The sequence below is a fragment of the Blastocatellia bacterium genome (assembly GCA_016713405.1).
Taxonomy (GTDB): Bacteria; Acidobacteriota; Blastocatellia; order Chloracidobacteriales; family JADJPF01; genus JADJPF01.
The window spans coordinates 73,565-88,529 of sequence record JADJPF010000003.1; the positions used below are offsets into that span (position 1 = coordinate 73,565).

General features: G+C 34.4%; 10 protein-coding genes. 5 read left to right on the plus strand and 5 right to left on the minus strand.

From position 1 onward, the window contains the following. Positions 1-4: 4 nt before the first annotated feature. Positions 5-1,366, plus strand: a complete 1,362-nt coding sequence (locus IPK14_03620) for a PFL family protein (protein MBK7992516.1) — start codon at positions 5-7, stop codon at positions 1,364-1,366. Here the strand turns inward: IPK14_03620 and IPK14_03625 are convergent. From IPK14_03625 to IPK14_03635, 3 genes are all read right to left on the minus strand, one after another. Next, positions 1,355-2,191, minus strand: a complete 837-nt coding sequence (locus IPK14_03625; GenBank protein ID MBK7992517.1) for a helix-turn-helix transcriptional regulator — start codon at positions 2,189-2,191, stop codon at positions 1,355-1,357. The two genes, IPK14_03620 and IPK14_03625, sit on opposite strands and share 12 nt — an antisense overlap. After that, positions 2,107-3,090: a hypothetical protein gene (locus IPK14_03630; GenBank protein MBK7992518.1), complete on the minus strand. Its 984-nt coding sequence runs from the start codon at positions 3,088-3,090 to the stop codon at positions 2,107-2,109. Before IPK14_03630 ends, IPK14_03625 begins: the two co-directional genes overlap by 85 nt. An 800-nt stretch (positions 3,091-3,890) precedes the next feature. After that, positions 3,891-4,232 carry a methyltransferase gene (locus IPK14_03635; protein MBK7992519.1) on the minus strand — a complete coding sequence of 114 codons (342 nt, stop codon included), beginning with the start codon at positions 4,230-4,232 and terminating at the stop codon, positions 3,891-3,893. Between the two features lie 527 nt (positions 4,233-4,759). Between IPK14_03635 and egtD the strand changes: the two genes are divergently transcribed. Both egtD and IPK14_03645 read left to right on the plus strand, forming a co-directional pair. Continuing rightward, positions 4,760-5,722 (plus strand): L-histidine N(alpha)-methyltransferase, encoded by a 963-nt coding sequence (egtD, locus tag IPK14_03640; protein MBK7992520.1) that lies wholly within the window; start codon positions 4,760-4,762, stop codon positions 5,720-5,722. Between the two features lie 47 nt (positions 5,723-5,769). Further along, on the plus strand, positions 5,770-7,005 hold the full coding sequence (locus tag IPK14_03645; GenBank protein ID MBK7992521.1) for a formylglycine-generating enzyme family protein: 1,236 nt from the start codon (positions 5,770-5,772) through the stop codon (positions 7,003-7,005). A 49-nt stretch (positions 7,006-7,054) separates the two neighbouring features. Here IPK14_03645 and IPK14_03650 read toward each other — a convergent pair whose 3' ends face one another. Beyond that, positions 7,055-7,495: an MOSC domain-containing protein gene (locus tag IPK14_03650; protein ID MBK7992522.1), complete on the minus strand. Its 441-nt coding sequence runs from the start codon at positions 7,493-7,495 to the stop codon at positions 7,055-7,057. Between the two features lie 16 nt (positions 7,496-7,511). Further along, entirely contained in the window at positions 7,512-12,515 is a 5,004-nt protein-coding gene (locus tag IPK14_03655) for a serine/threonine protein kinase (GenBank protein ID MBK7992523.1), read from the minus strand. Positions 12,516-12,747: 232 nt separating this feature from the next. Between IPK14_03655 and hemH the strand changes: the two genes are divergently transcribed. After that, the gene (gene hemH / locus IPK14_03660; protein ID MBK7992524.1) at positions 12,748-13,755 is read left to right on the plus strand and encodes a ferrochelatase; all 1,008 of its coding nucleotides are present in this window, start codon (positions 12,748-12,750) and stop codon (positions 13,753-13,755) included. A gap of 74 nt (positions 13,756-13,829) precedes the next feature. Beyond that, entirely contained in the window at positions 13,830-14,963 is a 1,134-nt protein-coding gene (locus IPK14_03665) for a dipeptidase (GenBank protein ID MBK7992525.1), read from the plus strand. Positions 14,964-14,965 lie beyond the last annotated feature (2 nt).

The following is a 14,965-nucleotide window of genomic DNA, read 5'->3' on the forward strand; positions in this document are numbered from 1 at the left end:
ACCCATGCTATTTTCTCCACAAGAAGTAATTGAAACTTTAATGATGACTGAAATGGAAAATCTTGACATCAGAACCATTACACTGGGAATTTCCCTAAGAGATTGTGCTGATAGTTCAATGTCAAGAGTTTGTGATCGAGTAATTAGTAAAATCCACACTTTAGCCGAAAGGCTTGTTCCAGTAGTAGATGAGCTAGCAGCAGAATTTGGTATTCCTGTTGCTAATAAACGAATTGCTGTTACACCTTTATCTTTAGTTGGCGAATCCTCAACAGACTTAAATTATGTACAACTAGCCCGCGCTGTTGATTCTGTAGCTAAAGATGTAGGGGTAGACTTTATAGGAGGTTATTCTGCTCTTGTCCATAAAGGTATGACTAAAGGGGAAAGAAGTTTTTTTGCTTCTATTCCTGAAGCTTTAGCCGTAACAGATAGGCTTTGTGGCTCAGTTAATGTTGCAACTACTCGTTCTGGCATTAATATGGATGCAATACTTTCGCTAGGGCATATTATTAAGCAACTTGCAGAGCGTACTGCTGATAGAGGCGGCATTGGATGTGCTAAATTTGTTGTTTTTGCCAATGCTGTAGAAGATAACCCATTTATGGCAGGTGCTTTTTATGGAATGGGTGAGCCAGAAGCTATTATAAATGTTGGGGTTAGCGGCCCTGGTGTTGTAGCACATGCAGTAAAGCTAGCTGGAAATTGTGATCTAGGCACATTATCAGAAATAATTAAACGAACAGCATTTAAGATTACTCGTGCTGGTGAACTTGTTGGACGCGAAGCAGCACGGCGTTTAGGCGTTCCATTTGGAATAATTGACCTTAGCCTAGCTCCTACACCGCTTGTTGGTGATAGCGTTGGCGAAATCCTAGAAGCAATGGGACTAGAGCGTACTGGCGCGCCAGGCTCTACAGCAGCTTTAGCACTACTGACAGATGCAGTAAAAAAAGGCGGTGCAATGGCATCAAGTCACGTTGGAGGAATGAGCGGAGCTTTTATACCTGTGTCAGAAGACCATGCAATGATTGAAGCCGTAAAACTTGGCGCATTAACACTAGAAAAACTAGAAGCTATGACTTCTGTTTGTTCGGTTGGGATTGATATGGTTGCTGTTCCTGGAAACACTAGCGCAGAAACTATTTCCGCCTTGATCGCTGATGAAGTGGCTATTGGAGTTGTTAACAATAAAACTACTGCTGTAAGAATAATTCCTGTCCCGGGAAAAGACGTTGGCGATATGGTGGAATATGGCGGCTTATTGGGTAGTGCGCCAGTAATGAGCATCAATAAATTTTCTGCTAGTAACTTTGTCCGTCGTGGTGGGCTTATTCCTGCTCCTGTGCAAAGCTTACGCAATTAAACTTTCTCGATATTTAGCAGGTGTTAGCCCGGTAAAATTACGGAATACTTTTGTAAAGTGACTTTGGCTAGTATAGCCAACGGCTAAACTAACATTTGAAATAGATTCGTCTGTTTCTGCTAATAGTTTTTTTGCCTGCTCAAGTCTTACTGCAATTAAATAATTATTAGGTGTAAGTCCAGTTATTTTCTTAAATAAATGTGCAAAATGATATTCACTTAAAAATGCTGCGTCGGCTATTTCTGATAAAACTATTTCTTGATGATAATTAGCATGGATATATTCAATAGCTCGACGAAGGCGGCGATCTACTAAACCAAAACGAGAAAGTTCTAAATGTGGATTTGGCCTAACACCTAAATGATTTCTTAGCAGAATTATTGCTATTTGAGTAACCAAATTTGTTAACATCAATTGATAGCCTACTTGTTTAAGAGTGGCTTCTTGAATAATCTTTTCACAAAGATTTTCTAAATCTAGCGATTCTTTAATAACTTGTTTTAAGAAAAATATTTCTCCTGCTTTGTAATCTATTCCTAAAGTATTAGCTAATTCATTAATCAATTCTGGCTTGATTTTAATAACTAATTTTTGTCCATAAAATTTAGTTATAGTATAGTTTTTATTGGGAGAGACAAATATAAAACCTTTTTTTTCTAGTATTTGCTTTTCATTAGATAGTAATACACTTACTAATCCATTACTAAAGTAATAGATTGTAAAATAAAAAGTTATTTGTTCTATATTTGGTTCTTGAACTTGGTTGCTGTAGGAAAGAACGTAGTTTGGGTGTTGGATCTGCCAATTTTTATGTTTTGCTTCCATAAAAGGTTTTGGCACATCAATGCCAAAACCAAAGGATGCAAAACTTTGTGTTTAGAAGCTATAGCGTTGGCAACGACGGCAAAGGCTGTTTTTACTGTAAACATATCATCTTGATGGCAAATTTCACAACGTGTTGCAGTATTGGTACGTTTTACAGCAAAAGTAGTTGGTGGCAGATCAGAAACTTTTGGCCCAGCAGGTGCAAAATCAGGGATAAGATTTGCAAAATAATGATTTACTAAAAATGTCTCAGCACCCCAACAAGCTAGTGCAGGTGGAATTAGTACAAAAGGCACCCAATAAAATAGTCCTAAAATCTTTAATGGTGCTGTAACTAGCTCTCTAACTGTAAGTGATGAGTCTGTGGAAAATAAGGTATAAAGGCAAATTGCAATAGCAATACCTACAGGAATATTAAGAAAAAGAATAAATAAATTGCTTAAAGCTACCCTTAAACCCATTAACTGACCGGCTTTTAATTGTTGCCAAAGAACTAAACTAGTAGCAAAACCTAATAATAAGCCCCCTATTGCTTGACCTAAAAAAACCGCTAACATTTCGCTAAATCTGCTATTTGGTTGACTGTAAAGCATTATTGTTGCAGCTATTGAGGTTAAAAAAACTGCAAAGCTACAATTAGTAATGGTAAATTGTACTCTTTCTTTAGTCCAAGGAAGGCTTTCTGTACTTTCCACAGCAGTTTGATTTTCTGCTTGAGCATATGAATATTTAGAATGATTTACAGCGTTATTTTCTGGATTTGAAAGACTTATTTGATTGTTGCTATAAGCGGTTTGATTATTAGCTGAAAAGTCTATTTGATTAGGGCGATCGGTTAAAACTGATTCATTACTAAAATTATTACTAGGTTGGTTATTATGAAAATCTGGATTATTCATAAGTAATTGCCTCATTAAATATAAACTAATTAGTGATTTGTGTAGGTTTAAGGCTGTAGACGCTAAAATATTAAATGGGTTCCCAAAAATTAACAAATTTAATTTGAGATCAAAGTTTTTCCAGTAGTTAAACTTTGTAAAAAATTAGGACTTATAATTTATTGTTTTTACTAGATTTAGTAAAAATAAATTTAATAAAAATTTTTTGCAAAAACTGGGTGACAACTTCTTATCTTTGCGCTAGTATGTAAATGACTTTCGAGAAAATTGTAAAGCCTTTACAAAATTTGTTAACAAAATATTTGCTAGTAAATAAAATTGATTACTAGTTTTTTTGCTAATGTAAACCTTTGATCGACAAAATCAGATTAGCCTAAATTTTTGGAGAAAAATTTAGGTCGCCAATAGGTGGCAATCTGTTAGGTAGATTGATAGTTTTTATAGTAGGGTCTCGGAAGGGGGTTTTTTAGCTGGTAGCCCTACTAATTAGGTGTCTCCGCCTAATCCTATCCAACTTGTTCTGTTTTATCGAACAAAGTTGTATCAGCTTTGACTTGAGTAATATACAAAGTCAACCAATTTTGCAGAAAACACACACAACACATATTAAATTTTGGAATAAATAATACACTTTTGTAGTGTACCCACCAAAAAGAGTGGAATAAAAGATTGAAAAAAGCTAGCAACTGCTAGCTTTTTTCAATTTAAAGCAATTTATATAGCTAAAATTCTACTTAAAAATCCTTTAATTTACTTTTTTTTATTTGCAATAAACTAATTAAAAAAGAAGCGGTCGTGTTTCAGTAAAGTTGGTAATACAGTTGCAGCCCTTTGTTAAATTGATTTACAAACCAAGTGCCAACTTTTTTATAACATAACCCAATAGAGTTATCATTATAAGGAATATTTGTTCCATCAAATGCTTTAATAGAAATAGCTGAAGCAGGACGCACTAATACATCAACTCCATCAATAGTTATATCAGGACGTTGTTTTAATATGGTGGCAGCAATTTGTCCATCACCACATCCAACATCTAATACAGAAATATTATTGGGTAGTAAGTTTGATAGATGTGAAGCAAGTATTTGAGCGCGTCGTCCAACAACATAGTTGTTGTGAATAATCTCTACAGGATTCAAAAATTCTTCTCCTAAATATCGTTAATAATCAGAAAGAACCAGCCACTAACTTTTTTACACTTAACAATAAAATTAGGCTGATTAAATTAGGTATTCTTAGGAGTAAATATTTATTTGTAATTATTAGAATTAATTTTTTACTTAGATTTTAGCTTTTACAGCAAAAATAATTTCCACAATCAAAACAATTACCATTACTACTAAAGCAGCTAGAACTAAATAAAATACTGTCATAATTTATTCTCTCAAAAGTAAAATTTTTAATTGCAGATTTAAATTTGGCCCTTATGGTGACATTAACTAATTTTAATGTCAAGAAATGATACATTAAATTCCTTCTAATAAGTATTTGATAGCTCTTTAGTTTATCAAATAACTATTTGATAGCTTGACCAAATGCTTTCTTCAACTTAAAATTCCAAAGTCTATTATGTTTTAAGTTAAATTCTAAAAACTCAGCAAGCCGAAAAGTTGTTTATTCCTAATAGTTATCTGTTTTCTTTGGCTGTTAACCAAGAAAGGATAGGATATTGACTTTAGCACTATATGACTTTCACCCTAAAATAGAAAGCTTTTATGATGAAGTAATAAAAGGCTTAAGCAAAACTCCAAAACAAATCCCTAGCAAATTTTTTTATGACTGCCAAGGCTCAGAGTTATTTAGCCAAATTTGTCAGCTAGAAGAATATTATCCGACCCGTACAGAACTATCTATTTTTCACCAATATAAATCAGAAATTAGTAAATTAATTGGTAAAAATGCTTTAATAATTGAATATGGTAGTGGAGGAAGTCAAAAAGTCCGTTTGTTGCTTGATATGCTAGATGAACCTGTAGGCTATTTGCCAATAGATATTTCTAAAGACTATCTTTTTGACGATGCTGGACAATTAGCCAAAGACTACCCTAAATTGCAAATTATTGCCGTTTGTGCTGATTATACTAAAGCGTTAAAACTCCCGGAATTAAACTTTAAGTTTGATAAAAAAGTAGTTTTTTTTCCTGGCTCTACTATTGGGAACCTAGATTATAAAGAAGCTAAAAGCTTGCTTACCAATACTGTAGCTAGGTTAAACAATAACGATGGGATGTTAATTGGAGTAGATCTAAAGAAAAGCACAAAAATATTAAATGACGCTTATAATGATCGTCAGGGTGTAACAGCAGCTTTTAATCTTAATCTTTTAGCAAGGATCAACAATGACTTAAAAGCTAATTTTGATCTTTCAGCCTTTGAACATTATGCTTTTTATAATGAGCTTAAAGGACGAATAGAAATGCACCTTATTAGCCGGAAAGATCAAAAAGTTAAAATTTATGATCAAGAAATTAAAATTCAAAAAAATGAAATGATTCACACAGAAAACTCTTATAAGTATGAGGTTAAACAATTTCAACAACTTGCAACTACTGCTGGTTTTTTTGCTTCCAAAGTATGGGTAGACCCAGATAACTTATTTAGTGTACATTATTTAACCATCAAAAAATAATCTAGTAAATAAAAAGTATTGTTGAACTGTTTAAGGAGTTATCCGTTATGAAACGCAAATTTACTTGCCCTAACTATATTTGCAAACTTTTTTTACTTAACATCACCATTATATTAGTAACTAGTCTAGCAACATTTGCACAGGAAGCACCAAGAATTTCTGCATCTAAATCCTCTTCCACTACTACTATTCAAATTCGCAAACAAGTCGATGTAAAAAATAGGCCCGCTGTTGCTACATCAGCAACCCTTAAAGCTCCGCCAATACCTAAGGAAACCCCACCTCTAAAAGTAGAAAAGCCAGAAATGGTTCAAATAACTGGAGGGTCTTTTATGATGGGAGTCGCTAATAGTAAAAGCGATGATGGCCCGGAACATCTATCAATAGTAAGTAGCTTTGAGATAAGCAAATACCCTATTACTAATAAGCAATTTCGTCAATTTACTGAAGTAGCAAAATATAAAACTGAAGCAGAAACTTCTCCAACAGATTTTGAGCGAAAAAACAAAATTTCTTGGCAAACCTTTGCCACCAAAGATCGTGATGATTATCCAGTAGTTTGGGTTAGCTATAATGATGTCCAAGCTTATTGCGCTTGGTTAAACAAAGTAGTAAAAAATCCACCTGTTAAACAAATAATAGAAAGTGAAGATGAGGATGGAGAAACAACTCAAACGATAATGGAAGTTACGCATCCTTATCGCATCCCAACAGAAGCAGAATGGGAGTATGCTGCACGAGGAAACTTAAAAGGCCAGCCCTATCCTTGGGGTGCAGAAGCAGATAAAGAAAAAATAAACTATAATTTTGATTCTCGCCCAAATACAGTACAAGCAGCAAAACAATATATCAAAGCTGTAGGTTATCAACCACCTAACCCGTTTGGAGTTCAAGACTTAGTTGGTAATGTCGCTCAATGGTGCTATGACTGGTATGATGAAAGTTTTTATGAATATAGCCCAGAACCACCACTCAAAGCTTATGGGCCACTTGAAGGAAAAGAACGTGTAATTCGTGGGGGCAGTTGGATTGATGAATTAGGAGGCTGTCGGGTAAGTTCTCGCCAATCTGCTGCGGAAATCACTAGAACATCTCAAGTAGGTTTTAGAATTTTACGAATAATTCCAACACCAAATAACACAGCTAAAAATAACACAAAAACCCGCTCAAACCTTTTACTTTGCCAAACTAGTATTTTTCTTCAACCTTATTTTTTAACCATTAACCGAGAAAAAGCTTTTTTAAGAAAAGAAAGCTATTTTGATATATTTAGCAGTTACTAATTACAAAGTTGGGAAGAATAAACCACCTAAATTGTTAGACTTAGCTATTTTATTCTTCCCAACTTACTTTATCACCTAAAAAAATTTCCCCATCATCTAAAACCTCAGCAAATGCTCCCCCACCCCAATTTGCTTTCATCGCTTCACGAAGCCCCAAAAAAGCCTCGTCCATTCGCTCACAAGGCCGAGTTTCTCCTAAAATGCGTAACCGGCAATTACCAATCCTTAATATTTTATTTCTTGTTTTTACTAAACTTATTCCACTAACTAATAAATTTGCCCTACGTTTAGAAGCATCTAAGTTTGCTCCCAGGTTTTCCATTAAACTGCACCAAATCTCTTGTTCAATTATAGTAACCTGACGTTTTCCACCTTGATTAGCATTTCCTACAAGACCTTTACCAGCAATTAATTGTGCAGCAATTACTTTATCCATCGGGCCAAGTTTTGCACGCTTTATCCAAATTGTTTCTAGCCGTCCAATACTCATAGTTTTTAAACCCTAACTAATTTGTAACCAAAGCTGGAATTGATTTTTGCACACTAATTAATTTTGCTAGGTAGTCTTCTAGTAAACTAATTCTCATATCAAAAACAGATTGCTGTATCATTTGTATTAAGTCATACTCCTCACGTATTGCCAGCAGGATAAATAAAGACCAAAGCATTCTTTGACGTTCAGGTTTTAAGTAATCTTTTTGCTCTTTTGCTCCTGCAACGCCTTTTTCCTCATCTACTATTGCTTGTTCAACATCTGTGTGCATTTCCTGCAAAAGCTGTAAATTAAGCTCAAACATTGCTAAAAATCTATTTTCATAATCAACACCATCTTTATAATAAATATTTCGGTATTGATAAAATTTTAAGCAAACTTGTTCAGCAATATTTTTAGTGATTCCTATGGCTTTGCTAATTTCTTCTGGTATAGCTTGGGTAAAACGATCAAATTTATTCCAACCAGTAAAGATAAATTTATTAACTAGGTTGTCATCAATCTCTGGTACTTGTCTAAGAATAAATTTAACCAACAATAAGTCTTTACGTTCTGCTAAATCAGTTTCACCAGCAACTAAAGCAAATGTTTTAGGCTGTAATTCACAAAGCCTAAGATAAGTTACTGCAAGCTCTTGAGACATTTCTGCATCAAAAACATTTTCCCCGCTACTTTGAGAACGTGCTTTTTGCTTCCTTAAAGTTGTATGTAATGATAGTAAAGTAGCTCTTAGGGTTTGATCACCAAGCTTTTCTGCCGAACTAGCTAGTAACATTAATGCTGGTTCGACTAAATCTATCCAACTAATAGAAGTTTCACGTCCTGCTTTCCAATTTCGGTAAAGCTCCCGAATAAAATCTTTTAGAGGCTTAACGCAAGCCATTGCTACAGCATCAAATTTATCTTTGATTTCAACTTCCGCTTCTTCTTCATCATTTTCTTGCTCTACTACCTGATCTACTAAATTATTTATTGCTTCTATATTAGCCCCAACAGCTAAGTCTTGAGCTTTAGCTGGCTCAACATCTAATGGATCATTATTAGCCTCAATATTTTCTAATTTTTCTACTGCTCCAGTTCTTAGCGCAGGATCATCAGCAAAGGCTTCCTCATAAGTAGAAGTAACTTCCCTAATTTCAAAATTATTTTGCATGTAATTAACCAATAGGTTTTGCTCTTCTGCCACAGGATGTTTTATATAATTAATAGATAAAGTTACTGCATGCAAACAAACTTTTAGCTCATTAGGCATTAATACCCGTCGGTTTTCATATCTTTCTAAATAAAATCGTCTCATCACATCTAAAACATAAAGCAAAACTTGATCTTGGGTTTCTCTCATTAAATCCGCGCAAATCTCTCCAGCAGTTTTGTAATAGTTAAACATAACGCTTCGTCTTTCTATGCGCTTTAAGTTTAACTCTAACATTACAAAACCATCTTCTACATAAAGCTCTTTGTGTGCATCTTTATGTCCATCAATAATTAACATCTTATGTTTAAAAAAGTAGAGCAGAATTTTATAAAGCTCATGTTTAGAAAGTCGTGTCACCTTACGTAATTCTAGGATAGAAATATCTTCAGCTAAAGCATTCCAAACAGCCCTATATTTATTTGGCTCATCTGTTAATTGCTCAAAACTTGTATAAACAATATTAACTGGACGTTGTCTAAAACGAGACTCTAACTGTAGATAATTGCTTCCAATTTGAGTAATTTCGCCTCGTTGAAGTAGTCCATTAGTAATCAATTTTGTAGTCACCAACTCTTTGTCTGTCATAGTTGGTCTTTGTGCAGGCTGAAAATAAATACTTTCTACATCTGCAACTTCAAGTAAAAAACACCAATAAAAAGCGTTTTCACCTGTTAATTGATAACTAGTAACAGAAGCCTTCCAGACATTTCCTTGATAAAAATCTATTTGACCTGCAATTGCATCCCGTGTAGTTACTAGCAATCTTGTTGTAATTCCCATATCAGCAATATAGCAAACCATTTTTGGTATATTTTTACTGATGGCAAAACGTTGTAACATCCGATCACTAGAATAAAAAATAACTGCTTGTTGACCATTTAATATTTTTTCTGCTTCTGCTACTAAGGGATGTTTACGAGCAAGCTTTTCTGTAATTTCACGACATAATTTTATTACTGGCTCTGTTTTCATATGAGCAACTAGCCGTAAAAGCTCTACAGTAGTTTCTGCGTCTCCAAGTAAAGAAAAAGAAAACTTTAAGCGCTGTATTTCTTTCCAAATCCTAGTAGCAATTGATTGAACTAAATAATTGCCAATATAAATATTATTAAATCGCTCAATAACTTGTTTTAACTCACCTGTTTTTTGGTAGAAATCTACAACTATTTCTAAACCTTTATCTAACTCCATATCCATAAAAGCTAGAATAAGTTTTTGACATAAATCTATAGCTTGCTTGGATTTATCATTTTCTATCTGCCGATATCGGGCTATTAGCCGTTCACAAGCAAAATCAGTCCCAATAAAAGATAGCGTGGTAATGATTTGATAAATTAGTTGGCGTTGTGTAGTTTTTTGCCAATAACTATCAAGTAAAGCAACTGCCTCATTTTTCATCGCTTCATCACGACAATTTATTTTGCTTAATAAAGAAGTAATATTACGTGCATAATACCAAGGCTGAGTTCGAGCATTTGTAGCAAGTTCATCTATCAACATTCGATAAATATCTTGACCATAACATTCTAACATTCTAAGAATTGTGCGTCTGATCCGGCGATCGTCGGCTATTTGTAAGTGATTTAGCAGGTATTGCGGATGCCAACAAACAAATACAGAAATAATCTCTCTTATTAAAAAACGATCTTGTTCCGAGGCTACATAAGCTTCTATGTTTTGTGTATTAAGGAGTTGTCCTTTTTCCTGAAAAAGATTTGAATTATAAAAATCTACTTGCCAATCATTAGATAACTCTAAAATAATCTGAAAAACCTGCACACTTTGATAAGGAAAATTATCATTAAATAAAGCTACTCCTAAATCTGCTAGCTGGACTATATAGTTTTCTGGCTTAAAAGCTTCTTTATTTTCATATTCATTATATTTATCAGATTCATTAGCAAGTAAAATTTCTTTTTTAATTCTTTTATCTTTAATTAAATCAATAAAATCTGACAAAATAGTTTTTACTTTTGTTTGACATTCTGTTACTTTTTCTGCTGTTTTTTCATCCTTAAAGTTATATCGTTTTTCTGAAGATAAAACATTATAGGTAAGGTTTTTATAAACACCTTCATTAAACTTATCTACTTGAACAACAACTTCTTTGCGTTTTTCTGCAATAAATTTTTCTTGCTTTTCTTTACGAATTAACCCTATTGGCCTGATGTCTTGCCATCGGAATTGTTGAAACATTTGAGCAATTTTTTCTTGCTCATTAACTGGACATAAACTAATTAAACTCTGCTCAAAAGCCGGAAAAAAACTATAAATAGTTTTAAAGTTAACAATTTGGTAAAAGAATATATCAAAAATCTTATTTCTAGCATTTAGCAAAAGTTCTTGAAAGGGTATTTCTTTTATTTGTAAAACCCAACGTATTACTAAATTAGCAACATGTTCTGGGCCTTGTGAAAGTTCTTTTACTAAAGAAGGTGCAACAATCAAAGGAGCCCTGATACCTGCTAAAAACATCTCAAAATCTGAAGTTAAAGCCAGCGATTTAACAGCCTCCATCAAGCGGGCATCTACTACAGAAGTAATATTATGCTCCTCATCAGCTAATTGAATATCTTGGCTCTCTTGACTGCCTCCAGTATTTAAGTCTAAGGAAAATTCCTCTATCATCTCATTAGGAGATATATTTTTAGCTGATTGTGATGTTATTTGTGGTGTTACTTGCACAACTTCCATCGGCTTAGTGCTAGGTGCATTAGGTGCTACTTTAAGTTCAGATTTACTAATCTTTGGGCTAGGTATAACCATTGGCCCACTTAAAGAAGGTGTAGCACTTATAGGACTGGCCTTTGGTATCTTTTGATCGCTATTTGTATTAGGTGTTTGTAAGTATTGGGATTGCTGGCTAGTATGTGCATTGCTAAGCTCTGCTGTTGGGCGAGGTTTTTTTGCTGTTGGTCTTTCAACTAAATTTCTAGTGGGCGCAAGTTCAGCCCCCTGAAACATGGTTTCTTGCTCAACGGTTTCTAATTCTCGTTTAAGTTCTAAAACGCTACGTTGTCGCCCACCAACATCTAAACTTATTCCTCTATGTATTATTTCTGCTAACATCGGAGTTACAGAAGGTCTTAGCTCTATTAACTGAGTCACCTTACCCATCATTACAATAGGAACTGTACATGTCAGCATTTCATACATCATTAAACAAATAGTGAAAATATCTGATCTAGCATCTAGCGGAACACCATACATTTGTTCTGGAGACATATATTTTAACGTCCCCATACCCCAATCTTCCGTTAGGGTAGCGTTTGCTGATTCTTTCATTACAGCAATACCAAAATCCAGGACTCTTGCCATGCTATCGCCATCATCAAAACGCTGAATCATAATATTTTCTGGCTTTAAGTCCCGATGAACTATACCTTGGCGATGTGCTTCATGAAGACCTGCACATATTTGTTTAGTAATATTTATGGTTTGTCGTTCTGAAAGTTGGCCGTCTTTTTTTAATAACTTACGTAAACTATCCCCTTCTATATATTCCATTACAATATAAGGGTCTTGGGCTGATAAAACTCCAAAATCTGTCACCATAACAACATTTGGATGTGTAACTCTAGCTAAGGCTTCTGCTTCTCGTTCAAATCTAACTAAATTGGCTGGATTAGCCGTTGCTTGGGCTTGGTGCATTAATTTAAGGGCAAAGGTTTTGCCAAGTTTTAAGTGTGTCACCTTAAAAACTTTTCCCATTCCGCCTTGACCTAATAAACGATCCACTCGGTATTTACCTTCAATCTCTGTTCCTACCATTGGATCAATGACATCTATATCACTAGTCGTTTCGTCTATCTCGTCAAACATACAAGCCCCTAAAATCTATTAGCAGATAAAAATAATTCATAAGTATATACTCAAAATGAGTTATTTATAAACTACTTAGACCTATTAAGTTGATAGATTATTTATCTTAATCCAAATATCTTTAAGGTTATCTACTTATACTAAAGATCTGCGTACTAGCCTTGCTAAAGTTAACAAAAGCGGTTTAATCAAACATTGCAAGCATAAATTCTTTGTAACCCTACTTTAAACTATGGCTGAAAAACTTGGTATTGTACTTTTTAATCTTGGTGGCCCAGAAACACTTAGTGATGTCCGCCCTTTTCTTTACAACCTATTTTGTGATGCAGAAATTATTAAGCTTCCTTGGGAAGGAATGAGAAAACCCTTAGCTTGGTTTATTTCTACATTTCGTAATAAAAAATCTAGTAGCTACTATAAAAAAATTGGCGGTGGTTCCCCACTAAGGCGAATTACTGACCAACAAGCAATGGCTCTTTCTCAAGAATTAACTCAACGAGGAATACCATCACAATGTTATGTAGCTATGCGTTGCTGGAAACCTTTTACAGAAACAGCTATAGAACAGCTAGAAAGAGATGGTATTACTAAAGTTATTGCCTTACCGCTTTACCCTCAATTTTCTATCTCTACAACCCGTTCTAGTTTTCGCTATTTTATTAAAGTATTAAATGATCGTGGTGGAATGCGTCATATTCGCCGTCATTATATTTCAGCATGGTATGATCACCCGAGCTATATAAATGCTTTAGTAGAAACAATTAAGATAGCTCAAAAAACTTTACCTAATCAAGATCCTAAAGCAACACAGCTTATTTTTAGTGCGCATAGCGTTCCAGAGAGCTACTTAAAGCAAGGTGAGCCTTACTTAAAGCATACAGAAAAAACCGTTGAGCTAGTAATGAAAAAAATAGGCAATGAACAACCTTGGACATTATCATTTCAAAGCAAAGTTGGGCCGGTAAAATGGCTAGAACCCCTTACAGATCAAGTTATTCGGGATTTAGGCAAAAAAGGCACACGCCAAATTTTGCTTGTTCCTGTAAGCTTTGTATCTGACCATATTGAAACACTTTATGAATTAGATATTCTCTATAAACAAACAGCACAAGAAGCAGGAATAGAGCATTTTGCCCGCGCACCAGCTTTTAATACTATGCCTAGCTTTATCAGTGCTTTAGCTGATATAGTTGCAGAAAAATTAATTAAAGTTAATGGAGCTAGCAAAAAAGCAAAATAATTATACTAATAATTATACTTACTTAATTTTATCTGTGTTGCTTCTTTTTATAGCTCTTTGCTAGCATGGCAGGCATGTCATTAAATATAAGTACAAATAAACCGCAATTTTTAGCTTTTGATTTACATGTAGACACTTTGCAACGAGTGTTGGACGAAAATTTTGACCTAGCAAGTCATACCAAAACAGGACATTTAGATATTCCTAGAATGCACACAGGAGGCATTGCCACACAATTTTTTTCTATTTGGGTTAATCCTCGTCAATTTCCTAAAGAAAAAGCCGTTGATCGTGCTTGGCAACTTGTTGATTCTCTAAAAAAACAACTTGCCTTACATCCAGATAAATTACAACTAGCAACCTCCCCAAGCGATATTGAACAAATAATAAAAACAGGTCGAATTGCTGTAGGCATGGGCATAGAAGGCGGACATGCCATAAATGGACAAATTGAACTGTTAGAAACTTTTTTTATTGCAGGCGTTCGTTATATGACCCTAACTTGGTCAAATAGCAATGAAATTTGTGGCTCTTCTGGCGATGAAGGAAATAAACAAGGCTTAACCGAATTTGGTCGCTCTGTAGTTAAGCTAATGAATAAATTAGGAATGATGGTTGATATTTCGCATGTTTCTGATCAAGCTTTTTACGATGTTTTAGAGCTTACTGAGTATCCAGTTATAGCTTCCCATTCTAATTTACGTCGGATTTGTTCCCATCCTCGTAATTTAACAGATGAGATGTTACGGCTACTTGCAAAACAAGATGGTGTTTGCTGTATTAATTACTATCCTGCTTTTTTAGATGAAGAATACTATCAAGTTAATAAAAATCTAAGTTCAAGGCTTAATGCGGCTTTAGCAGAAGTTAGAAAAATTTATAGCCATGACGCTACCAAGCGAGTACAAGCAGAAAATCAAGTCTGTGCTAGAGAATTTGCTAGGCTTCCAAAAGTTAATTATAAAAAAGTAGTTGACCATATTGAGCAAGCTGTAGAAATTGCTGGAATTAACCATGTAGGCTTAGGGTCAGACTATGACGGGATTGGGGCCGTTCCTGTTGGGCTAGAAGATATTTCTAAACTTCCCATAATTGCTGAAGAGCTTTTTAGACGTGGCTTTAAGCACAACGAAATAGAAAAAATCTTTTTTACCAATGTTTTACGAGTATTTTCTAAAGTCACTCAAAATAAAGAGGTTGTAGCTTAAGT

Excerpts from the sequence above, each read along its gene's own strand:
- IPK14_03625 (MBK7992517.1), bottom strand. The coding sequence starts at position 2,191 with ATGGAAGCAAAACATAAAAATTGGCAGATCCAACACCCAAACTACGTT.
- IPK14_03630 (MBK7992518.1), bottom strand. The coding sequence starts at position 3,090 with ATGAATAATCCAGATTTTCATAATAACCAACCTAGTAATAATTTTAGT.
- IPK14_03620 (MBK7992516.1), top strand. The coding sequence starts at position 5 with ATGCTATTTTCTCCACAAGAAGTAATTGAAACTTTAATGATGACTGAA.
- IPK14_03645 (MBK7992521.1), top strand. The coding sequence starts at position 5,770 with ATGAAACGCAAATTTACTTGCCCTAACTATATTTGCAAACTTTTTTTA.
- IPK14_03655 (MBK7992523.1), bottom strand. The coding sequence starts at position 12,515 with ATGTTTGACGAGATAGACGAAACGACTAGTGATATAGATGTCATTGAT.
- IPK14_03665 (MBK7992525.1), top strand. The coding sequence starts at position 13,830 with ATGTCATTAAATATAAGTACAAATAAACCGCAATTTTTAGCTTTTGAT.
- IPK14_03650 (MBK7992522.1), bottom strand. The coding sequence starts at position 7,495 with ATGAGTATTGGACGGCTAGAAACAATTTGGATAAAGCGTGCAAAACTT.
- hemH (MBK7992524.1), top strand. The coding sequence starts at position 12,748 with ATGGCTGAAAAACTTGGTATTGTACTTTTTAATCTTGGTGGCCCAGAA.